At 65.6% G+C, this 20,180-nt stretch carries 20 protein-coding genes and 1 tRNA gene; 6 read left to right on the forward strand and 15 right to left on the reverse strand.

Features of this window, described 5'->3' with window-relative positions:
* The first annotated feature begins 4 nt into the window (after window positions 1–4).
* A complete protein-coding gene (locus tag KME77_RS00325; RefSeq protein WP_219459941.1) occupies window positions 5–331 on the forward strand; it encodes a hypothetical protein in 327 nt (108 codons plus the stop codon).
* A gap of 23 nt (window positions 332–354) precedes the next feature.
* A complete protein-coding gene (mscL, locus tag KME77_RS00330; protein ID WP_219459943.1) occupies window positions 355–753 on the forward strand; it encodes a large conductance mechanosensitive channel protein MscL in 399 nt (132 codons plus the stop codon).
* A gap of 6 nt (window positions 754–759) precedes the next feature.
* Here the strand turns inward: mscL and KME77_RS00335 are convergent, their stop codons facing one another.
* The gene (locus tag KME77_RS00335) at window positions 760–1,803 is read right to left on the reverse strand and encodes a M15 family metallopeptidase (protein ID WP_219459946.1); all 1,044 of its coding nucleotides are present in this window, start codon (window positions 1,801–1,803) and stop codon (window positions 760–762) included.
* A gap of 977 nt (window positions 1,804–2,780) precedes the next feature.
* On the opposite strand from KME77_RS00335, the gene KME77_RS00340 reads away from it, so the two are divergent.
* Window positions 2,781–2,856 (forward strand) — tRNA-Arg (locus tag KME77_RS00340).
* Between the two features lie 2,817 nt (window positions 2,857–5,673).
* Here KME77_RS00340 and KME77_RS00345 read toward each other — a convergent pair.
* The 12 genes from KME77_RS00345 to KME77_RS00400 all read right to left on the reverse strand — a co-directional run bounded on the left by KME77_RS00345 (window position 5,674) and on the right by KME77_RS00400 (window position 14,934).
* Window positions 5,674–7,086 (reverse strand): tyrosine-type recombinase/integrase, encoded by a 1,413-nt coding sequence (locus tag KME77_RS00345; RefSeq protein WP_219459948.1) that lies wholly within the window; start codon window positions 7,084–7,086, stop codon window positions 5,674–5,676.
* A complete protein-coding gene (locus KME77_RS00350) occupies window positions 7,086–7,283 on the reverse strand; it encodes a helix-turn-helix transcriptional regulator (RefSeq protein WP_308250477.1) in 198 nt (65 codons plus the stop codon). Before KME77_RS00350 ends, KME77_RS00345 begins: the two co-directional genes overlap by 1 nt.
* Window positions 7,284–7,547: 264 nt before the next feature.
* Window positions 7,548–8,885: a DUF3987 domain-containing protein gene (locus KME77_RS00355; protein ID WP_219459951.1), complete on the reverse strand. Its 1,338-nt coding sequence runs from the start codon at window positions 8,883–8,885 to the stop codon at window positions 7,548–7,550.
* Complete coding sequence (locus KME77_RS00360; RefSeq protein WP_219459953.1) at window positions 8,882–9,799, reverse strand: bifunctional DNA primase/polymerase; 918 nt, start codon at window positions 9,797–9,799, stop codon at window positions 8,882–8,884. Before KME77_RS00360 ends, KME77_RS00355 begins: the two co-directional genes overlap by 4 nt.
* 101 nt (window positions 9,800–9,900) lie before the next feature.
* Window positions 9,901–10,101, reverse strand: coding sequence for a hypothetical protein (locus KME77_RS00365; protein WP_219459956.1), 201 nt, complete (start codon window positions 10,099–10,101; stop codon window positions 9,901–9,903).
* Between the two features lie 173 nt (window positions 10,102–10,274).
* Window positions 10,275–12,482 (reverse strand): FtsK/SpoIIIE domain-containing protein, encoded by a 2,208-nt coding sequence (locus KME77_RS00370; protein WP_219459961.1) that lies wholly within the window; start codon window positions 12,480–12,482, stop codon window positions 10,275–10,277.
* On the reverse strand, window positions 12,479–13,606 hold the full coding sequence (locus tag KME77_RS00375; RefSeq protein ID WP_219459964.1) for a DUF2637 domain-containing protein: 1,128 nt from the start codon (window positions 13,604–13,606) through the stop codon (window positions 12,479–12,481). The genes KME77_RS00370 and KME77_RS00375 overlap by 4 nt, the downstream gene beginning before the upstream one ends.
* On the reverse strand, window positions 13,603–13,824 hold the full coding sequence (locus KME77_RS00380; RefSeq protein WP_219459968.1) for a hypothetical protein: 222 nt from the start codon (window positions 13,822–13,824) through the stop codon (window positions 13,603–13,605). The genes KME77_RS00375 and KME77_RS00380 overlap by 4 nt, the downstream gene beginning before the upstream one ends.
* On the reverse strand, window positions 13,821–13,985 hold the full coding sequence (locus tag KME77_RS00385; RefSeq protein ID WP_219459971.1) for a hypothetical protein: 165 nt from the start codon (window positions 13,983–13,985) through the stop codon (window positions 13,821–13,823). Before KME77_RS00385 ends, KME77_RS00380 begins: the two co-directional genes overlap by 4 nt.
* 179 nt (window positions 13,986–14,164) lie before the next feature.
* On the reverse strand, window positions 14,165–14,467 hold the full coding sequence (locus KME77_RS00390; RefSeq protein ID WP_219459975.1) for a WhiB family transcriptional regulator: 303 nt from the start codon (window positions 14,465–14,467) through the stop codon (window positions 14,165–14,167).
* Window positions 14,464–14,679: a hypothetical protein gene (locus KME77_RS00395; protein WP_219459978.1), complete on the reverse strand. Its 216-nt coding sequence runs from the start codon at window positions 14,677–14,679 to the stop codon at window positions 14,464–14,466. Before KME77_RS00395 ends, KME77_RS00390 begins: the two co-directional genes overlap by 4 nt.
* A gap of 87 nt (window positions 14,680–14,766) precedes the next feature.
* A complete protein-coding gene (locus tag KME77_RS00400) occupies window positions 14,767–14,934 on the reverse strand; it encodes a hypothetical protein (RefSeq protein WP_219459981.1) in 168 nt (55 codons plus the stop codon).
* A gap of 290 nt (window positions 14,935–15,224) precedes the next feature.
* Here KME77_RS00400 and KME77_RS00405 point away from each other — a divergent pair, with 290 nt between their 5' ends.
* Entirely contained in the window at window positions 15,225–16,616 is a 1,392-nt protein-coding gene (locus tag KME77_RS00405; RefSeq protein WP_504739318.1) for an NsdA family TPR-like regulatory protein, read from the forward strand.
* Window positions 16,617–16,626: 10 nt separating this feature from the next.
* Here KME77_RS00405 and KME77_RS00410 read toward each other — a convergent pair whose 3' ends face one another.
* Complete coding sequence (locus KME77_RS00410) at window positions 16,627–17,541, reverse strand: phosphotransferase (protein ID WP_219459987.1); 915 nt, start codon at window positions 17,539–17,541, stop codon at window positions 16,627–16,629.
* 3 nt (window positions 17,542–17,544) lie between these two features.
* Entirely contained in the window at window positions 17,545–18,030 is a 486-nt protein-coding gene (locus tag KME77_RS00415; RefSeq protein ID WP_219459990.1) for a GntR family transcriptional regulator, read from the reverse strand.
* A gap of 620 nt (window positions 18,031–18,650) precedes the next feature.
* On the opposite strand from KME77_RS00415, the gene KME77_RS00420 reads away from it, so the two are divergent.
* Window positions 18,651–19,097, forward strand: coding sequence for a GntR family transcriptional regulator (locus KME77_RS00420; protein ID WP_219459993.1), 447 nt, complete (start codon window positions 18,651–18,653; stop codon window positions 19,095–19,097).
* A gap of 297 nt (window positions 19,098–19,394) precedes the next feature.
* Entirely contained in the window at window positions 19,395–20,003 is a 609-nt protein-coding gene (locus KME77_RS00425; RefSeq protein WP_219459996.1) for an abortive infection system antitoxin AbiGi family protein, read from the forward strand.
* Window positions 20,004–20,180: the final 177 nt, after the last annotated feature.

Genomic DNA, 20,180 nt, shown 5'->3' on the forward strand with positions numbered 1-20,180 from the left:
CCCTATGCGCAAGGGCGAGCCCCTGACCGACGTACGCCTTCTCCACACCTATCCCCTGCCACCCGGCACCGTCGCCACCCCCGTACGCATAGCCGACCCCGACACGGCGCACCTGATCAGCCCGGGATCAACAATCAGCCTCCTGGCCGCCTGGGAGGGCCAGCAGGCCCAGCTGGTGGCCGACAACGTCACAGTCATCACCATCCCCAAGGCCGACACCGACCACGGCGCCCTCCTCGTCGTGGCCACCACCCCACCCCAAGCAGCCCAACTGGCCGCCGCCCAAGCAGGCGGCCGCCTCTCCCTCACCATCAGCAATAACAATCAGTAGCAGTTCAACTACGCTCTGATCTCATGAGTGGATTCAAGAAGTTCCTCATGCAGGGGAACGTCATCGACCTGGCCGTGGCGGTAGTCATCGGCGTGGCCTTCAACTCCATCGTCAGCTCGTTCGTAGCCGACCTGCTCACCCCGCTGATCTCAGCCTTCGGTGGCCTGCCCGACTTCTCGTCGCTGAAGTTCACCGTCGGCGAGTCCAACTTCATGTACGGCAAGTTCCTCAACGCCGTGATCTCGTTCCTGCTGATCGCGGCAGTCCTCTACTTCTTGATCGTCAAGCCGTACACCCATTACAAGGACCGCGCCGCCACCCGAGAAGAGATCACCCACCGCGACTGCCCGGAGTGCCTGTCCGAGATTCCCATCGCAGCCACCCGCTGCGCCCACTGCTGCGCCGAAATCGCCCGCGCATAGAAGGGGCTAGAGAACGGAGTCGATCTTCGGGTCGTACTCCCAGTGCCACGGCTCGAACGGGCTGCTGTAGGCCCAGGACGGATGGAACCACCCGTACTTCTTGGAGTTCTTCTCCATCCACACGAACTCCACCGACCGGAACCGCTCCACCCCGCCACACAGGTCCACAGCAAGCCCGAGCCCGTGGTTGCTCCGCCCCGGCACCGCCGCGAACCCCGGCCGCCGATAGTAGATCGACTGCTGCTCAGCCAAGTTGCGGTACGCGTCCGTCACGCATATCTGCTTCCCGAACCGCCGCCTGTACGCCTCGTTCAAGCTCACGAACGCGATCGTCGCATCAGCCCTCAGGCTGTGCCCCTTCTGCTGCAACGGACACAGCATGGCCTTCGGGATCAACCCGTTCGGATACCCGTTGGCAGTGGCGGCCCGCAACGGATTGCATCCCAGCGCCGCCCGCCCGACCTTGTCGACCTTGATCCCCATCTTCACCAGCGCCGCCGTCAACGACTTGACGATCTTGTCCGACCGCTGCCGCAGCGTGTCGATCTCCGCCGCCATCTGCGCCTCGGCCAGCATGTTCGACGCCCGAAGCTCCTGCGCCTCCGCCGCCAGCCGCTCGGTCTCTTTGTACAGCGTGCTGGTCCGCTCCACCACAAGCTGCCGATTCGCCACGATGTGAGAGGTATTGGCCATCGCCCGCAATGTGTCCGCAGAGGCATCTCCCGACAGGAACGACGTGACCCCGTCAGCCCCCACGGGCTGCTCGTACAGCAACTCCGCCATCTGCGACACCGGCTGCCGAATCACCGCCAACTTCGCCTCAGCGTCCTGCAACGCCTTCAGCTTCCCGGTCAGCTGCTTCTCCGCCGCCGCGATGTCAGCCCGCCGCTTCTCCAGCGCCTTGGTGGCGTCCTCAAGCTCCTTGGCCGACTTCTCGGCCTCCTTGCGCAGCGCGGTAAGGTCCGCCGGATCCTTCCGATCAACCTGCTCAACCCGCTCAGCCTGCGCCGGAGCGGCCGTCGGCACCACAAACAAGGAGGTCACAGCCATAACAGCCACGATCAGACCCGCCGACCGAGGGGATGGCACTGTCGACTCCTCCGTTTGCAACTCTGTTACCGGGGTCCGGCACGCACGTTACTACAGCCCCCCTTGTGCCCGGACCGAACTCCGGAGAGCTGTTATGAGCCCAAAACACCCTTTTACCCACCCAACTCCCCGCCCCTCCGACGCCCAGACCCCCCATCACCCCAGCCCGACGCCCCCATACCACCCCAAATAACCCCGTCGATCCCCACGCTCATCCGCAACAAAGAACCATCCACACCATCACCAATCAAGCAAGCCTCCACCCCCTCAAGTAGCCCCCTCAAGTGGGCCACCACCCCCACCCCTCACCCTCCACATCCTCACTTCGCCCCTCGCCACCCCGCCCCTCGCTCACTTCGGCCTCAGGCCACCGCGCATGCTCCCGACACATCTCCCAAAGCCACGTATTCACCCACTCCCCCGCACACTCCCGCTCCGCCTTCTCCACAGGCTCAGCAGGACGCCGCTCCTTGGGCCGAGGCGCAGGCGGCACCACATCCTTCACACCCCGCTCCACCTCCCGCACCCGAGACTCAACCCGCACCCGCACAACCGCAGGCACAGCCCCCTCATACCGCCGCCCACCCCGAGCCGGCGCCTGCACCAAAACCGGCTCAAACACCACCCGCCTGAAGGACTCCCCCTTCGCCACCGGCTGAGCCACCGCACTCTCATACCCGGTCAACTCCCCCACCAGCATTCCGCCAGCCAGAATCCCCGGCGCCAACACCGCCGCAACCAACACCACCGGCCGCCTACGCGCCCCACCACGTCGCCTTCTCGTCACAGCCCCGACGCTACCGACGCCAGCCATGCAACAATCTGACCGCTTGCCATCCCTTTACTGCAGCTCACAGCACTGATGACCCACCCACCTCAATCCCACCCACGCTCCACGTCCCACGCAGTGCCATACTTTCGCTAGGCTTATTGGGTCCGCCTCCGTAGCTCAGGGGATAGAGCACCGCTCTCCTAAAGCGGGTGCCGCAGGTTCGAATCCTGCCGGGGGCACCAGGTTCGACCAGCAGCGAAGCGCCCTCGACCAGCGGAAACGTCAGTTGAGGGCTATTTCGTGTGTCCGGTGGTGTGCGGCTGTGAGCGATCGTTTGCGGTCACCATTTCCCAATGGTTTCCCAATGCTGCCCCACCTCGTTCTAACGGATCTGCGCTGCCTACCGGGGGCGGTTCACTGGTGATGCCCTCGTCCAGGGAACCGTCTTCGGATGATCAGCGTCTCGTTCCGCCTCTCCTCCATGTGCCGACCCGCACGATCAGTCGCGCCTCACCACCGTCGCCCCGAAGACCGTCGACCGCTGGCTCAGGAACTGCACGCCCTATCCGCGTCATTGATTGGCCCTGGTCAAGCTCTCTGCCGGTCGCGACCGGCGCCGCCTAACACCCTGAGCCGTATCGCTCAAGGTTAAGCATGATATCGATCTCATGCCGGTTCGTTTGCTGGTCAGCGCCCCGCATGACCGCACTTATGGTATGGATGTGGTAACGCGCCGAGCTTCCCTGCAGTTGGGGCCGATTCTCGGGAGGCTTCTATATAACCATTAAGCACCGCTCTTAGTTGGCTGCAGTGCAGCGTATTTGTGGGTGACGTTCACGCAGGAATCGCCACCATACAGCGCTGTCACTACTTCCGCCTCAATCCCGTTGGTAGGATACCTTGGCTAAGAGTCGCAAGAAGAGTGAAAATGCAGAATCTCAAAGCAAAGCAAAAGCCTTCCTGGAATGGCTTGGATGGCAGGGCATTGCCGCCATAGTGGGAATATTAGCCCTATTAGTAGCGATAATAGCACTACCGTGGTGGAAGGACGAACCCAAGCCTTCTCGTCCGGCTATCCAGACTCCCCCATCAGGAGAATGCAATGTATCCGGCAGTAGTATAATCGCTGGCGGAAACGTCGTACTTAATTGCCCCAAGGGACAAGCGGCATCGCCTCAGCAGTCCCCCCAACCGACGCCTGCAGGTAGGGCACCTTGGGACAACAAACAGATCCCAGCAAAGGACGCCCCAATTACCGTTGCCCAGTGGGCGAAGTCGAGAAATCACGAGTACTGCGCGCCGATCGCTCCAAGCACTCTAGGCGGTGGATCGAAAGCTACTGCAAGAGCCACACATATTGACGGCGGCTGGGGTGTCATTTATGAAGCTCCTGATGGAGATATCACTATTGCAGGACAGGATTTGCCCGCAAGCAGTGGTGTCGATCCTAATCGAAACGATCGGTGGCCGTATCACATTAAATGGGACGACGGCAGTATCGCAGGTTACGGAGTTAACGGCGCAGGAGCGAAATATGCCTCAGGCCCAGACGCAACCTCTTATGTAGCTTTTGTAGCCATTCAAGGCCAAGACTGTCTCTACTATATTGAAACAGAGCAAGGAAAACGGCACATGGAGAACCTCCTGCAAAGCTTAAGATATGTTAAGGCAAGGTAGGACATCAAGCGGTTCGTGCCTTACCATGGCCGCTCTCCACCGCCTCATCCTGGAAGCTAGCTTCGCGATGGCAAGCGAGGACAATCCTTACGGCGCCATTGCGGCAAAGACGACCAGACTGCGGGTAGCCATAGTCAACGACATCTCTGCACACCTCGATCTCATCAGCGCCGCCCAAATCATCCAGGTCTCTGCGGCCATTCCCCTTGATAGCCTGCTCAACGTACTCGATGGCACGTCTATGTGGTCACTATGCGTTGTCACGTGGGAGGATGACGGTCAGGTCGAGCGGCCCGAGGGGGGCAATTTCTCTCGGTGCTGGCCTTGTCTCCGAGGCGTAGACTGCAGCTATAACCCGCCGCTACCTGCCGCCCGCCGCCCTCGTGATCGGCTTCATCGACTGCATCAATCGTGGCGACGTGCCCGGCTTGGACCGCCTGATGACAGGCGACCACGAGTTATGCGTCCTGGACGAGCCCCTGACCGGTAGAGAGGCTAATATCTCGGCCTGGCACGGATACGTGGAGTCTTTCCCCAGCACGTCATCTCCCTCATCGCATCGCCGAAATTGGCGACCAGGTGTTGTCTCCGGCCACTCCATCGGATCCCACTTTCAGCTTTCCGACGAGGAGGCGCGCAAGCTCCTGGTCTCTGGGTCGCCGACGCGTCCGGCCGCTCCATCTGGGGTGGCGCATCATCGAGGACACCCCGCCGTACGCGCGGAACTCGGCCAGTCGTAGCCAGATCCGCCGCGTGCCGCCTAATTCTTGGCACACAGGGAGGGCGCCTTATCATCAGCGCCCACGGAAGAGGTTTCTGCACACTTGCGCTTTGAAGCCCTCAAAGCGCGCGCAGGCCCTGTGACGAATGTCGCCATGCCGAGCCCGAACCCGGTGTTGGGGACGCTTGAGTGAATGCCTGTGCCCCTCCCTCCCCTTGCCGCGTTTCGGATTGATCTTCGGCCTGGACACGGACCGAGGAGCCATCTTCGACACGGCGTCAGCTCGCGGAACAACACGCGAAGGGCTCGTTGCCGCAGGGACGGGACTGCCCAGCACATTCCGCTTTGTTGTGGCTGACATAGCAGCGACCGGGGGGCGGGCGGACTGTTCGATCCCCTGAACAGCCCGCCCGACTGAGAATCCCAGGCCGCAGCCGAACCCCAGCGTTCCAACGAGGGCGAACGTCATGCACACCCTTCGCCAGCGCCGCCGCCGGGGTGCGGTCGGTACTCGACGGATGAATGCGGACGGTGGAAGGCTGCTCAACTTCACTCCTGAGATCATGAACCAATAGTTGATAGACGACCACGAAGGGTAATTGGTTCACGGGGTGCTGTGCGGGAGCCTGAGGCGTCAACCGGTACTCCCGCACAGCCGGTCCTATTCGTTGAGGGCGTCGGAGATTCGGCGCTTGGCGGCCTCGTCCTGGCCGACGATGCACTTGGCGTAGATGCGCAGGAGCACATCCACGCTATGTCCCGCCCATTCGGCGACCTGCGGGGCGGGGACCCCGGCGTTGAGCCACATGGACACGCACGCGTGGCGCAGGTCGTACGGCCGGGCGGCCAGCGGTGAGGCGAACTCCTTGTCGGACAGAGCCGTCTTGCGGGCCGCCTTCCATGCGCGCCGGTAGGTGATGAACGGCAGGTCTCCGGCCTTGACCCCATAGAAGAGGCGGCCGTGCGATCCCTGGTCGAATGCTTTGAGATGGGCGCGCAGGATGCGGACCAGAGGCGGCGGGATGGGAACTGTCCGAGTGTGGCCTTCCGCGCGGTGCTTGAGCGCGCGTTCTTCACGTGCCGCGCCGTCGTCGGTCCAGGCACGTCCAGCGTAGGGCGCTGCCTTGAGGAGATGGAGTTCGCCCCAGGCGTTGTCTGGTTCTTCCATTTCTCCGGTGCCAGGGTTCTTGATCAGAGGCGGAAGGGCGATGTTGTCCCGGCGCAGGTTGATGGCCTCCTCAGGACGTAGGGCGGCGTAGTACATGAGGGCGAAAAATGCCTTTAGCCGCTCGCCGCTGGGCTTCTGCGCCTCGACGGCGGCAAGTAGTCCCTTGGCGTGACCATGGTTGACGACGCTGTGCCGGTCCACCTCGTACGAGGTCACGGGGACCTTCCACTTCAGCGTCTTGAGCGGGTTGGCGGGCAGCAGCTTGAGTTCCACGGCGTAGTCGAGGGCGTTGGACAGCAGCATGCGGTGCTTGCGGACCGTGCTGGGAGCGGCCCGCTTACCGTCCAGTCGTGAAGTGATCGCCTCCAACAGGTCGCGGACGAGCCCGGCGTCGTCGATCAGAGCGGAGACAGGCTTGGTGTTATCGGACAGCCAGCTCAACGCCGCCGCGATTTTGTCGGGCGCGTCCTGACGTTGTTTGGTGTTGAAGCCCCAGCCATGCATCGCCGAGCGGAGAGCGAGATCGTCGGGCTTACCGCGCCTACCCGTGTACATGGCGGGCGTGGCGGCGGTCAGAGCGCGGGCGATGTCCTGGCGGTACTTCGCCGCCGCCGGCTTCCATTTCATGTCCACGAACTTGCAGGCGAAGTCGTACCAGCTCATCTGCAACAGCTCGGCCCGCGCCCAGGAGACCGGCTCGCCGGTAAGCATGCTGAACGCCTCGCCACTGCGGGCTGCGGTGAGCAGGGAACCGCGGAAGGTGTCGGCCTGAGCGATGTTCTTGAACGAGCGCTTCCACGACTTGCGGACGATCTGCCAGGCCACCCGGTAAGAGGTGACCTTGCCGTCCTTGTTCCTGCGCGCTTCGATCGCGTAGACGCGCACGCTGTAGGTGATGTCCTTCATCAGGCGGCCTCCTCCATCGTGCTCAGCCAGCGGTCGAGGTCGGCACGGCGGATGCGGAGATCGCCGTTGGGCAGCTTGAGGCAGCGCGGGGCGCGGCCCTTGGCGCGCCAGTCGTAGAAGGTGGAGCGGGAGATCTGGAGTTCGGTGCAGAGGTCGGCGAGGGTGAGCATCCCTCGTTGGGTGAGGCCGGTGGCCAAGTGCGGCTCCTTGTGATGCAGGCGGTTGGGTGGTCCGGCCTCGTGCTTGGTGGCTGTGGGCCGGGAATTGCTGGGACGAAGAAAGAAGAAAGAAGGTCAGCCGGGCGGGGGGCGGCTGTCGTTGCGGCGGCTCGGAGCGTTGTGGCGGTGCTCGGCTCCATAGGTCCGGTGCCGTGCGATGCGCCGGAGTTCTTTCGTTGCCTACGAAGGAACCTCTCCGCTGTCTTGGTGGTGTTGGCGCTGGTGGCATGCATGTCGTGGGGGTCATGAGGGCTTGTTTCTTCTTTCTTCGTGCTGGCTGGTACGGCGATAGCGGACCGAGGGGCGGCCGCCGGTGGGCGTGGTGAAGGTCTCGTACTGGCCGGTGGCGGTCAGGCTGGTCAGCAGCTCGTCAAGGGCCTGCTTGGGCACGTTGCGGGAAAACAGGCCGGAGATCTCCGAGCGGGTCAGCCCAGTGTCGGCGGCCTGGTTCAGGGCGCGGCGAATGCGGTCGATCTTCGGGTCGCGCATCTGCTTGTCCAGGACGAACATGGCCGTGGCGATGGAGTAGCGGACCAGCGCGGCAGCGGCCTGAAGGTCGGCGGCAGTGATGTGGTCGCGGATGTCGAGGGCGGCGTACAGGGCGGCGATGCGCAGGCAGTACGGGGCTGAGCGGCGGGTGAACTCGGTCCAGGCGTGGTCTTCGTCGTCGGCGGCGGTGAACTCCTCATACAGCTCGGTCGACCACAAGGCGCGGGCATCGGCGTCGAGGCTGATGCGCTTGATCTGGCGGGCGGCCCTGACCGCGTCGTGCAGCTTGCCGCTGAGCGTCGCCAGCAGGTCGGGGGCGACGCCTTCCGGGATGGGCAACCGCTTGGAGCGCTCGACATAGACGGGCAGGAAGCGGTTGTAGGAGCCGCCCGCCATATCGGCCTCGGCCACCCGCAGCCGGAACTCCTTCGGCGTGATGTGGCCGATGATCGCGATGTGCGGGTTGGAGGCCCGGTAGGCGTTGCGGGTCAGCACCGCCAAGGTGCGGCCATCCCACGCCTGACGCAGCATCGTGCCGAGCGTGGAGCCCTCACGCTTGGCGCGGGCCATGACGGTGGAGAACTCCGGCTCGGTGACCGACAGCCGCTTGTCCATCGTCCCGCCCGTGTCCTCTGGGCTGTCGGGGTCGCGGATGCGCTCGATCAGCCCTTCGCCGGAGGACAGGCCGGTCACGCACAGGTCCCCGTAACCCATGCCAGCCGCGTGCAGGAAGATCTCGGCCGTGTCGGTGGCCTGGCCTTTGCGGCCCGAGCCGGTGCGGCCGAACAGCAGCGGCCAGATCAGCAGCGGGTGGCGGGTGTTGCCGATCTGGACGAACGGCCCCGGCCCGATGACCGCGCCGCAGGCGGACAGCGCGGAGACCAGGACGCCTACGGGGTCGGCCTCGGTGGAGGGGTCGGCGGCGTGCACCAGGTCGCCGGGCAGGCCGTAGAACATGAACGCATCAGCGGCCGGCGGCGCCACCGGCAGGCCGATGCTCAGATCGCCGGACAGGTCGCGGTGTAGGCGGGCAATGGTGGCATCGGCGGCAAGGTTCTCCAGGATGGCGTTGGCGTCCATTGAGTTGGTCATGCGATCCCCCGGCGTGGGTAGCGCGCTCCGCAGGTCAGGCCGGAGCGGATGGTGGCGGCGGCTTCTCGGGGGGATAGGCCGATCGCCTGGGCGGCGGTGTGCAGGGCGTCCTCGGTCAGCCGTGGCGGGAGCAGGCCCGAGGCGACGAGCTGGCCGAGAGCGAAGGCGGCGGCGTTCAGGGTGTGGTTGCGGGAGCCGGGCGCGGCGTCGAGTACGCGCTGTACCTCGTTGCGCAACCCGGCCAGCGCGTAACCGGTGGACTGCTCACCGAGCACGGCCAACACGTCATGCACCGAGACGTTGGCTTCGGGCTTGTCCTGTTCCGGTCGTGTGAGGCGTGCGGCCAACCATTTAGGCAAGGGTGCGGGCTCGGCGTCGTGGATCACCTCGTACGCTCCAGCCCCGTCCGGGAGGTCCACGTGGCTGCCGGGGCCGACGACGTACCCGCCGCAGGCGCGGGTGTCGATCAGCCAGCCCAGCCCTTGTCCCTTGGGGCCGGAGGTGTTGCCGAGCCGCAGCCCTTCGGGGGCGGTGAAGTACAGGTGGGTCCCGCCGCGCCGGGTGCGGACCTGGAAGGTCTCCAGCGGCAGCGGCTGTCCTGCCTGCTCACACAGCAGGGCCAGGGCGTCGGCCCCGTCGTTGACGCCAGGCTGGTCGTACGGCGACTGCTCCCCGTCCTTCGGGGTGTCCAGGTCGATGACCACCAGGTTGGACGGGCCGGTGGCGATGCCGATGTTGAACGGGGTGCGGCTCCAGAAGCAGCGGATCACCTCGGGGTCGGTGGTGTGGTGCTGCGTCCACTTCCAGCCGCGAAGCGGTGTTTTGTCGCCCGGGGTGAGCGGGAAGACGTGCCAGCCTCGGGCTGCGGCGGCCAGGGCGTAGGGCAGGGTGTGGCGGGATGGATCGGATGTCATGCTGGTGGGTGCTCCTTGAGTCGGCCCTGCGGGGCCGGTGATCGGTTGGGGCAAGGGCCCCGGCGTCGTGCTTGGTGGCTGTGCGCCGGGGCCGTTCATGTTCAGCGGCCGTCGTGGTGCAGGCTCCGGGCGTAGTTCCACAGGTGGCGGCCCAGGCGTAGGCGCAGGCCGGTGGAGTCGCAGCGGCGGCAGTAGCGAACCCCACGGCCGTGCCGGGTGCGGCTCTTGCCCTTGCACTTACGGCAGCGGCCGAACGGGCTCACATAGCAGGCCGAGGCGTAACACAGGGTGCTGGCGATCATTGCGATAGCGGCGAGCAGGGCAGGGTGCACAACAGCCTCCAGGGCCGGTTTCAGGGCGTGGGAGGGGAAGGCCGCTAGCGTGCTAACGGCCTGGCCAGGGCTTGTTTTCGGGTGCTAGCGGGGCTGCTAGCGATAGCAGGGTCAGCCGCTATCGCTAGCAGCCCGGCGCGGGGTCAGCCGGAGCGCTGTCGGCGGTTACGGTCGGCGATGGTCTCGGTGAGATCGTCGAGGCGGATGCCGCGTCGGGTGACGGGCTTGCCGTCGATGCGGCGGCCGATGTCACCCACCTTCAAGCCGTGCGGCTTGAGGGCGCTGGTGAGCTGTTCGGACTTCCAGCCGGTGTAGGCGTCCGGCCGGAGTTCGGTCAGCCGGGTGCACAGCGCTTCGTTCCACGTCGCGTTCTCGCCAGCGGGCCAGACCTCGGCCAGGTCCGCCAGGACATCGAAGATGACGGTGTTCTCACGCTCCTGCGTGCCTGGCTCGGGCAGTGTGCCCGCCAGTCCCCGGAGCTGCATGGCGCGGTCGACTACGGACTTGGCTTGGTCGGAGTTCACCTCGTACGAGCGCCGCGCCGCTGGAAGGCCCAGGCCAGCCAGGATGCCCCAGCCCGCCTCATCGACCGGCCGGAAGATGGTGGCGCGGTAGCCGTTCTTGTACATCGAGGTGCCGAGGATCATGTCGTTGGCCACCTGGTCGGCGACGCTCATGCAGTAGCGGGTGTTGACGTTGCGGGTGATCCCGGTCGGCAGACTGTCCTTGTCCGGGATCTGGGTGCCGATCAGCAGGATCACGCCCAGGGCGCGGCCCAGCTTGATGACCTTCTCCAGAATTTCCCCGGCTTCCTTGCCGTGCTTGGCGTCCAGGAACAGTTCCTGGATCTCGTCCACGGCGACGATCAGCGGGTGCAGGCCGGAGCCCTTGAGGCTGGCCAGCTCGGGCGTGACCTTGTTCTCCGGGGCCTTGCCCAGGGCGGCATAGTGGGCGATGCGCTTGGAGCGGCGCTCGCACTCCTTGTACAGCCAGGCGAACATCGCCGCGCACCTGGCCTTGGTCTCGTCGTCGAAGCCGTTGCCGTACTCAGTGCAGACCGATTCCAAGACCTTGAAGTCACCAACTCCCTTCAGTTCGTAGATGCGTAGTTCGGCGCGCGGGTCGAGGGCGGCTGCCAGTACGGCCAGGCGCAGCGAGAACGTCTTGCCGGAGCCGGGCTGTCCGCCCACCAGCCAGTTACGGAACATCAGCGAGGCGTTGACCGTCTCCATGCGCGGCGTGGTCGCGAACGGGAACGCCTTGAACACGTCCACCTTCCCGTCCCGCAGCAGCGGCCAGGCCGGTTGCTTCATCTCGGACGCGGGCTGGTAACCGACCCACAGAGCGAGCCGTCCCGGGTGGCCGGTGCCCGGCTCGGGCCAGACCTGATCCATCGGGAGCCGCATCGCCGAGGCCAAGCGGCCACGGCGGGCCACCACCTCGACGGCCTCCACGCCGTACGGCAGATCCACGATCGCGAGGTGGCCAGGGCCGTCGCGGTGGATCTCCTGAGGGAAGCTGATGGCGTTCGGGTCCTTGCTGACGGCCTGGGTGATGCCGGAGATGCCGCAGGCCAGCAGCGCGCGACGTACCAGCTCCGCGGTGAGCTTCCGGTACCTCGGTGCCTCGCTCACCCGGTCCGTGATGGGCCTGTCGGTCGGTCGTCCAATGCGTGCCAGCACCGGCACGACCCCGGCCACGACGGCGAGACGTAGCCAGCTCGGCAGGTCCGCCACCAGGAAGGCCGGGAGACCAGCCAGGCCCACCACGCCGAGGGCTATCAGGACCGACCAGCGCCACCGGGATTGGCGCTGACGCTGCTTGTCCAGCTTCAGCCATGTCTCGGCGTCGTTGCGGTCGGCGGCGTACTGGCGAAGAGCCCAGTTCCCCTCTTCGGCCGTTGCCCAGTACAGCAGCCGGCCGATCCCGGCGAAGACGCCGGGGACCGCGTACCAGAGCGTTTTGACGAGGTACTTGGGTGAACGTGCGGAGTGGTACGCGACGACGTATGCCGCGTCACACGTCTGCCAGGCGATCATCGCCCGGACGGACTGCCAGGTGCGTAGCCACGCCGGGACGATGGGTGCCCGTCGCTGAGCAGGTTGGGACACAGGCGGTACGGCGTCCTCGTCCGGTTGATCGACCGGCGGACCGGTGACGCGGTCGGCAACGGCGATGGTCTCGCGGTCGAAGAACTCGTCCTCCTCTTCAGGCGCGGTCTCGTCGGTCTGGCGGGCGCGGCGGCGGGAGTCGAGCGGGACGACCTCGGCCTCGCCTTCCGACCACTCGAAGCCGTCCAGTTCGCGCCCTGGTGTTGGACGGTTGTCGGACTCGTGCGGGTTCTGGGTCATGATGTGTGCACCTCGTGTGCCTTGGCGGTAGCGGGGTGGTGGGGCGCGGCCACTGTTCTTGGCGGAGTGGGGGCCGCGCCCTGCGTCGTGGACGATGTGCGGTCGGACCGCGTCTCGTCCGCTTCTGGCTCGGCGGTCGGACCGTGCGGTCCGTCCGCGTCAGTGGTGGCGGTCGGCGTGGCGGTCGCGGACCGGTCGGGCGGTGCCTCGGACCGCAGGCGGGCGAGCAGCGTTCCGGCGCGGTCGGTGGAGATCGACCGACCGGTCTGGCGGATGGCGTCGCGGAGCCGGTCTCGGGTGAGCTGTTCGCCTTGAATCTCGTGGTCGGCGACGATCCGCCAGCCGAGCGGCATCAACTCGTCCACGTTGGCACGTCGACTTCGTGGGCTCTTTCGCCGAGTCCGCACGGTGGGCTTCCGTACCGGCGACGGTGGCAGGGCCGGACGCTCGGGCACCGGTGCGAGCTGAACGCTTTCGGGGGCCAGCTCGCCGAGCCGGTAGAGCGCTCGTTCGCGGCGCGTGGCCCTGAAGCGCCACAGCCAGCCGTACTGGTCCTGTAGGTCGGTGCGGGCGAGGATACGGTCGCGTTCGCGGCCGAGGGCGTTCGGGTAGGAGCGGATCTCCCACAGCACCATCCGGCGCCAGAGAGCGAAGGTGGACGGGAAGGCGAGCAGCCACCGGGAGAGCCGGATGGACTCCATGTGGTCGGGCTTGGCCAGATCAGCGCGCTTGCGGATGGCGTACGCGCCGACCTCTACGGCCACCACCCATAGGCCGGGAAGCATGGCGTGGGCGATGATCGCGAACAAGGTGTCTTCGCCAGCCACGTTCAGGTAGACCGTGGCGGCCGTCAGCGACCAGGGCACGACTCGGAGCAGGCGAAGGCGCATGCCGAGCCGGGACAGGACGACGTCGAGTGCCGAGAAGACGGCTATGCCGAGATCGATGCCCAATGGAACGATCCAAGAAAACCAGCCGAAAGACGGTTCAGCGGCCTTGGCCACCGTGGCGAAGCTGATGACGAAGCCGAGCAGGCCGAGGCTCGCCACCGCAGCGGCAGTGACCGAGATGGCGGTCTGTTCGCCCTCGCTGAGCGGGCGGGGTCCGTAGATGGCGGCGATCATCGGCCCCACCGTCCCCAGCAGCGCGGGCAGCCGGGCCGGTCGCACCAGTTGGCGCGGTGGCTGGACCAGATGCGGAGCACCTTGTCCGGCGATCCGGCAGCAACGACGGCGTAGCGTGCGGCTTGACGGATGCGGTACCGCTCCTGAGCGATGCGTACCAGGTCGCAGGCGAGGAATCCGGCGGCGAACACCACCAGGTAGAGCAAGACAGTGATCATGGGGTTCTCCTGAGCGGGATTGGGGTCTCGTGGTCGAGGTCGGCGGCGAACACGGTGCGGCGGCACTGTGCGCAGTAGAACTGGACGGGACCGCCGTCGAGCCGGGTCTTGCAGCGTGGGCAGCACACGGCCGGCCAGGGCGACAGGTGGATGCTGTGCATGGGGACCTCCTCTCAGAGGCCGGACTGGGAGCGGGTAAGGATGCGGCACATACGGCAGCCGGGCAGGCAGCGCGTGCCATGAGCCCTGCAGACCTCGACCTGGCGACGGACGCCACAGCCACGGCACCGGTACGCGCTACGCGAGCGCTTGCCGCAGTCGGCGCACTGGAAGCAGGCCATCAGGCGGCCACCTCCCGCAGGCCGCGAAGCTCGTTGGCGGTCAGACCCGCCCAGACGCCGACCTCGGGAAGCGCGGCCAAGGCGTAGATCAGGCACGCGGCGCGGGCCGGGCATCCCCCGCACACCCCCTTGGCCTTCGCCTCGCGAGCATTCCTCTCGTCGTCCGACTCGGGCTCGAACAGGTCAGGACCGGTGAAGAGTTCGGCGTCGCCGCTCTCACAGGCCGGATCGGCGTTGATGACGTCGTCGCGGAGATCGGACAGTTTCTCGTCGCCCAGGACGACGGCAGCCAGTTCGTTCATCGGCGCACCGCCCACAGGGTGGCGACGGCCTCGGCGACGGCGAGCTGATGACAGATCGGGCAGATCGGCGGGGTGGGAGCCTCCTCCTCCGGGGCGATCTCCTCGGCCCCACCGCAGACGAGGCAGATCCAATGGACGGATGCCCAGGTCACCCGGCGCATGGGCAGGTCGAGGTCGTAGGTGGGCGGGGTGTTGCTGGACCCGTGGGTCATGATGAGGACACCTCTTCTAAGGGGTGCCGGGGCGCGGATCAGGTTTGGCGACTTTGGGCCGCGCCCCGGCTTGTTCTGGTTGGTGGATCAGCCGAGACCGTTGCTGAAGGTGGTCAGGGCTTGGGCGATCGTCTGCACGGCGTTCACGGCGACGTTGACGGCGACCGCGGCCTTGTGCGGCTGAGTGATGACAAAGAAGGCCGCGAGGATCATCAGCACCGTGGGCAGGAAGCGTCGGGGTCGGAGAACAGGCATGGGGCGGTGATCCCTTCCGGTCGTCATAGAGCCCGTCTCCTGGTGGACCGGCCCTCTCGCGAGAACCTGTCCTGTACAGGTATAGAACAGGCGTGGCGGGTCCGTCAAGCCTCTTTCGGGGCCCGCCGTGTTCGTGGCTCTAGAAAACCGCGCAGGTCAGGGGGTGTGGCAGCGTTCAAATGGCGGTGCAATTGAGCGATTGGGGGTGCACGACGGCCTGGAGGGGGTGCAAACTGACGGCGACATCGTGATCACTCAGGGTCGTTGACCCGTTGCGTGCTGGGAGTGCCGTGAAGCTCCGAGAGTCGAATCACCAGCTCGCAGCGGTCATGATGAGGGCCACGTGCTCCAACAAGGCGCTCGCGCGCCGGGTGCAGGACGTGGCCACGAGCCACGGAGCGGATCTCCGCTGCGATCACGTGTCGGTGAAACGCTGGCTCGACGGAATGCACCCCCGAGGATTGACGCCGCACTTCATCGCCGAAGCCCTCAGCCGCAAGCTGGGTGAGCGGGTGAGCGTCCGCGACATCGGCATGATGTACGCCGAGACGACGCCGTTCGCACCCAGCTCGCGCAAGCAGCAACAGGCCGACTGCCTGGCCGGCGGCGTGACGGCCCTCGTGTCGGGTGACCTCTCGGCCAACCCTCAGGTGGTCGAGAGCGACGTCTCGGCGGACTCGTGGAACGACTCCATGGTCACGTGGCTGGTGAACCCTGCACCGATCCCGAAGCTGTTGACGGAGGGACGCCTGGTCACTGCCTCCAGCGTCGAGGCCGTACGCGAGACGACGGCGATGTTCGCGAAGCTGGACTACCGGTTCGGCGGCGGCCACGCCCGATCCACCGTGGTCCAGTACATCGCCATGGAGGTGGAGCCGCTCCTCAAACACGTCAGGCCGGACACCGCGCTTGGCAAGCAGTTCCTCTCCGAGACGGCGGCCATGCTGCGACTGGCGGCCTGGATGGCGTACGACACGGGACGGCACGGTCTCGCCCAGCGCTACATGACCAAGGCTCTTCACCTGGCGCGCGAGGCTGACAATCGGATGCTCGGCGGCCGCATCCTGGCCGGCATGAGCCACCAGGCCAACTACCTCGGCCACTACGGCATGGCGGTCAACCTCGCGCGAGCCGCCCAGATGGGCGCCGTGGGCGCTGCCACGCCCACGGCCATGGCGCTGTTCAGCGCCATGGAGGCGCGAGCCTTGGCCTCCCAGGGTGACGAGGCCGCGTGTAGCCGGGCGCTCGGAGAGGCCGAGCGCTGGTTCGAGCGGCGCACACCGGAGGACGATCCGGCGTGGCTGCGGTACTTCGACGAAGCCGAGATGGCCGCTGAGTTCGCCCACTGCTTCCGCGACCTCGGCCACTACCATCGGGCCGCCAACAGGGTGCTGGAGAGCGTAGAGCTCTCCGAGAGCCTGTACGTGCGCAGCCTGTCCTTCGTGCGGACCATTCTCGCCGCGAGCCACGTGGCCGGCGGCGAGCTGGAGCATGGGCTCGCCGTGGCGCGCGAGGTGGTAACCACGGTGGCCGACCTACGGTCGACCAGGACGCGGCGCTACGTACAGGACTTCGTCAAACAACTCGCGCGCTTCGGGAACGATCCAAGAGTGCGCGAGTTCCAAACATTCACGGAATCACGGCTCGCCCGAGCCCGCTCAGAGGCGAGCGTCGCGCGGTAGTCGTAGCCGCTCAGAATGGCCTCCAGACACGCGGAAGCACGTCGTGTCGCAGCGACGCCACACGCCGATCGAACTCCGCGCGGGTCTCCGGGTTGAGGTCAACGTTCTGCATGAGCCACGTGGTCATCGTGGTCTCACGGATGCGGCGCAGGGTGTGGAAGCCGGGCCACTCGGTGATGTCGAAGCCGTACGCGTCCACAGCCTGTGCATACTCGTCCGGCGCTACCCACCGGAACCCTCTGAACGGGATGCCGACGCCCGTGCAGAGATCCCACTCACGCGGCCCCCAGGCGAACGCCTCGTAGTCGAGCAGAATCACCTGACCGTTCGTGCGACGCAGGAGGTTACTCTTGTGGCCGTCGCCGTGGATGTGGCCGGCGGGCAGGGCGAAGTCGAGGGCGCTGTACTCGGCATAGAGGTCCTTGACCCGCTCGCGCAGGAACTCGATGTCCTTGTCCGCGACGGTGGAGGCGCTGTCCAGGCGATTCTCCACGCGGGCCAGCGGGTCGAACAGCGGTAGCAACAGATCCATCGGCTTCGGAACGTCGTGCAACCGTCTGAACATGACCGCCAGATCAGCGAAGCCGGGGGCCGGCCCGCTGTTGTCCGCGTACAGCCAGAACGTCACCACCCGTCCATCGTGGACGATCGCTTGAGGACAGTCCGGGAACAGACGCACGCCGGGAAAGTCGGCTTCCTCCAGCCACCTAGCAACCCCCACCTCCTTCTGGACATCGGACAGGCGATCTGCGCTCCGCGCGATCCGGACCACCACCGGAGCCGACACGAGCCGGTACAGCGCGTTCTCCCCGATCCGTATCGGCACCGCCGCGCGGCTGTCCAACCCCGCCTGCTCGCAGGCCGCGACAAGCGCTCTGTGCGCGTCCTGCTGGCAGAAGCCCTGCGCGGTGGGGGTCTCGGTCATGGATCAGCCCTCTCTGCTCGTGTTGCTCGGTGGCGAACCGGTGGCCACGAAACGGCCCTTGCTGGGGATGACGACGATCAGGCCCTCCTGCTGAAGCACCTCCAGGGCCTTGCGTACCGTGATGCGCGCCGTACCGAACCTCTCGGCGAGGACAGGTTCACCAGGCAAACGCGCGTCGGGTGGAAACTCTCCGGCCATGACGGCGGCGCGGAGCTGGTTGGCCACGTCCTCATAGCGGGTGGCCGGCTTCGCGTCCTCTGCGGCCTGCCCCTGCACTCTGCGACCACGGCCCATCTGGCTGACGACCAGGCCCTCGCGTTCCAACTCCGCGAGCGCCTGTCGTACGGTGCCGCGAGCGACGCTGTACGTCTGCATGAGCGCCGTCTCGGACGGGATCATCCCGCCTGGTGGATACTCGCCGGCGGCGATCCGCTGACGGAGGTCATCGGCCAACGTGGCGTAGGCGGGCTGAGCTTTGCCGTGAGTCATGAGGCTCCCTTGCCGAGCAACAACGGACTCAAGGCTAAGACGAGCGCTCATGGCCGGTAATGCAGGCCGCTTCGGTGGACGGCTATCTCTGGTGTTCGATCGACTGCTGGCTCGAACTTGGCGGGCGTGAGACCACCGCTCTTGCCATCTTCGGAACCGCGTAGCTTGCCCGCGAGACAGCGGCATCATCGAGCCTCGCCCTTCAGCAGCAGGCGCCATAGCTCAACGGCTCTGACCCGTTGCCAGGGACCGGCGTAGGCGACGACCTTGAGGTTGCTCCGGCGTATGCGTCGGAACTGGTACCTGCCGCCGACTCCCAGAAGCTCATACGACGTCTCGGAGCAGGCGCAGGTGTAGTCGATGACTCGCTGTCGGTTCGGGCAGTGGTGGGTGTAGCGGCCCTCTTCGCACCAGTCGAGAGAGACTTCCAGGAGGCCCGCCGGGAGGGAGGGATGGACAGCGAATCCCGGACAGGGCCACTCCTCTGTTCCCGGCTCTGTCGGTTGGGCCATTGGCCTGACCTCCCGCCTAGCGATGTGGCAACGTTCCTGCACGTAAACGCTTATGAGCATATGCCTACTAGCTCACGTGAGGAAGTGAGGTTGTAATGATGATCTGTTGTGATCGACTTCGGTTCCGATCGACCGGTGCACCGGCAGCTCGCCGACATCATCCGCGCGGACATCGCAGCGGGCCGGCTGGAGCCTGGCCAGGCACTCCCCTCAGAGACTCGGCTCATGCAGCAGTACGAGCTCGGCCGCGTCGCCGTACGGCAAGCACTCGGAGTGCTGCGCAGCGAGGGACTGGTCGTCACCGTGAAGCGTGAAGGCTCCTACGTTCGACCGCAGGTGCCCGTTGAGCGGGTTGCGATGCAACCCAAAGCAGAGGTCACCGCCCGCATGCCTTCGCCTGACGAGCGAAGACACCTTGACATCCCTGAAGGCATTCCGGTGTTTGTCATCAAGACGCCGCGTACACGTGACCGGATTCTGTCCGCCGACCGGACAATCCTCACTTGGGATTCCGGCGCCCCTACCCTTAGTGATACCGAAGGATTGCCAGAGTAGAACGTCCAACAGTGGTTCAGGGATGGACTGGTATCCCTCCTGGTGTCGCACATTGGCGCCATTACTCTATGTGGCACCTCGTTACCTCCGGCCGGCAATCCTACAGTGATGACCCACCATAAATCCGGGAGCGTCATGTCAAATACCCCCGCCCACCAGCCAGTCGAAGTTGAGAGCTTGCTGCACCGACGAAGTGATCTCTCCACCTTCCTCGTCCACCTCACACGAGACTCGACACAGGGAGTGAGCGCCCGCGAGGCTCTCCTTGCCATTTTGAGTGGCCAACAGATGCGCGCCGTGACCTCATTCGGCCCAGCCGCAGCAATTACCAGAAGCACACCATACGAAGCCAGCCAAAGAGCTGTCTGCTTTACGGAAACCCCACTGGAGCACACGTGGATGATGTGCCAACCGATTGCAGCTAGAAGCGTTCGTCTCTCCAGCTACGGAGTCGCCTTTGCTAAGGACTGGGCACGCCGCCGCGGAGTGAACCCGATCTGGTACATCGACATCACTCCCGGGCACGACTGGCTGACCAATCCACTCGATCGTCTTATTAAGGAAGCCATAGCGCAGCTCGCCCTATCGCCTATCCATCCAACTAGCGATGTGCCAGACATCCTTAAGCTCACCCCTTTCATGGAGCAGATGGGCACCGGAACTCGATCGACCGACGGAGCAAGCTATCGCAAGGACTTTTCATGGGAGCGAGAATGGCGCCATCAGGGCGATCTGAATTTCACAGTCGATGACGTTGTGACTATCCTTGCTCCCGAAACTGATCATGTTTCCTTCGTTCGCGACCTAAGTGCCCAACGATCAGCCTTTGAGCGGACCCCTCCACTTCTCGACCCGAACTGGAGTCTTGAACGGATGATCATTGCGCTAGCTCAAGCAGACGGATAGTGGCGAGGAGACCCTCGCGTTCCCTGCCGCGACCAACAGACCTCACGAGTACGGACGAAGACTGACCAGAGGCGGTCGCGGTCGCGTCCGAGTTGTCGCAGCATCCAACAATCCTTCTAGGTTGTCAGTGACATGCGATAGCGTAAGTCGCGATGGGAGGTACACAGTGCAGGTGCC

Origin of the sequence: Nonomuraea rhizosphaerae, assembly GCF_019396405.1 — a bacterium.
In the GTDB taxonomy this organism is placed as follows: domain Bacteria; phylum Actinomycetota; class Actinomycetes; order Streptosporangiales; family Streptosporangiaceae; genus Nonomuraea; species Nonomuraea rhizosphaerae.

Bases quoted from the DNA above. Each gene is read 5' to 3' on its own strand.
- KME77_RS00325 (WP_219459941.1), top strand. From the start codon at position 5: ATGCGCAAGGGCGAGCCCCTGACCGACGTACGCCTTCTCCACACCTAT.
- mscL (WP_219459943.1), top strand. From the start codon at position 355: ATGAGTGGATTCAAGAAGTTCCTCATGCAGGGGAACGTCATCGACCTG.
- KME77_RS00335 (WP_219459946.1), bottom strand. From the start codon at position 1,803: ATGGCTGTGACCTCCTTGTTTGTGGTGCCGACGGCCGCTCCGGCGCAG.
- KME77_RS00345 (WP_219459948.1), bottom strand. From the start codon at position 7,086: ATGAAGGACATCACCTACAGCGTGCGCGTCTACGCGATCGAAGCGCGC.
- KME77_RS00355 (WP_219459951.1), bottom strand. From the start codon at position 8,885: ATGACCAACTCAATGGACGCCAACGCCATCCTGGAGAACCTTGCCGCC.
- KME77_RS00360 (WP_219459953.1), bottom strand. From the start codon at position 9,799: ATGACATCCGATCCATCCCGCCACACCCTGCCCTACGCCCTGGCCGCC.
- KME77_RS00365 (WP_219459956.1), bottom strand. From the start codon at position 10,101: ATGATCGCCAGCACCCTGTGTTACGCCTCGGCCTGCTATGTGAGCCCG.
- KME77_RS00370 (WP_219459961.1), bottom strand. From the start codon at position 12,482: ATGACCCAGAACCCGCACGAGTCCGACAACCGTCCAACACCAGGGCGC.
- KME77_RS00375 (WP_219459964.1), bottom strand. From the start codon at position 13,606: ATGATCGCCGCCATCTACGGACCCCGCCCGCTCAGCGAGGGCGAACAG.
- KME77_RS00380 (WP_219459968.1), bottom strand. From the start codon at position 13,824: ATGATCACTGTCTTGCTCTACCTGGTGGTGTTCGCCGCCGGATTCCTC.
- KME77_RS00385 (WP_219459971.1), bottom strand. From the start codon at position 13,985: ATGCACAGCATCCACCTGTCGCCCTGGCCGGCCGTGTGCTGCCCACGC.
- KME77_RS00390 (WP_219459975.1), bottom strand. From the start codon at position 14,467: ATGAACGAACTGGCTGCCGTCGTCCTGGGCGACGAGAAACTGTCCGAT.
- KME77_RS00395 (WP_219459978.1), bottom strand. From the start codon at position 14,679: ATGACCCACGGGTCCAGCAACACCCCGCCCACCTACGACCTCGACCTG.
- KME77_RS00400 (WP_219459981.1), bottom strand. From the start codon at position 14,934: ATGCCTGTTCTCCGACCCCGACGCTTCCTGCCCACGGTGCTGATGATC.
- KME77_RS00410 (WP_219459987.1), bottom strand. From the start codon at position 17,541: ATGACCGAGACCCCCACCGCGCAGGGCTTCTGCCAGCAGGACGCGCAC.
- KME77_RS00415 (WP_219459990.1), bottom strand. From the start codon at position 18,030: ATGACTCACGGCAAAGCTCAGCCCGCCTACGCCACGTTGGCCGATGAC.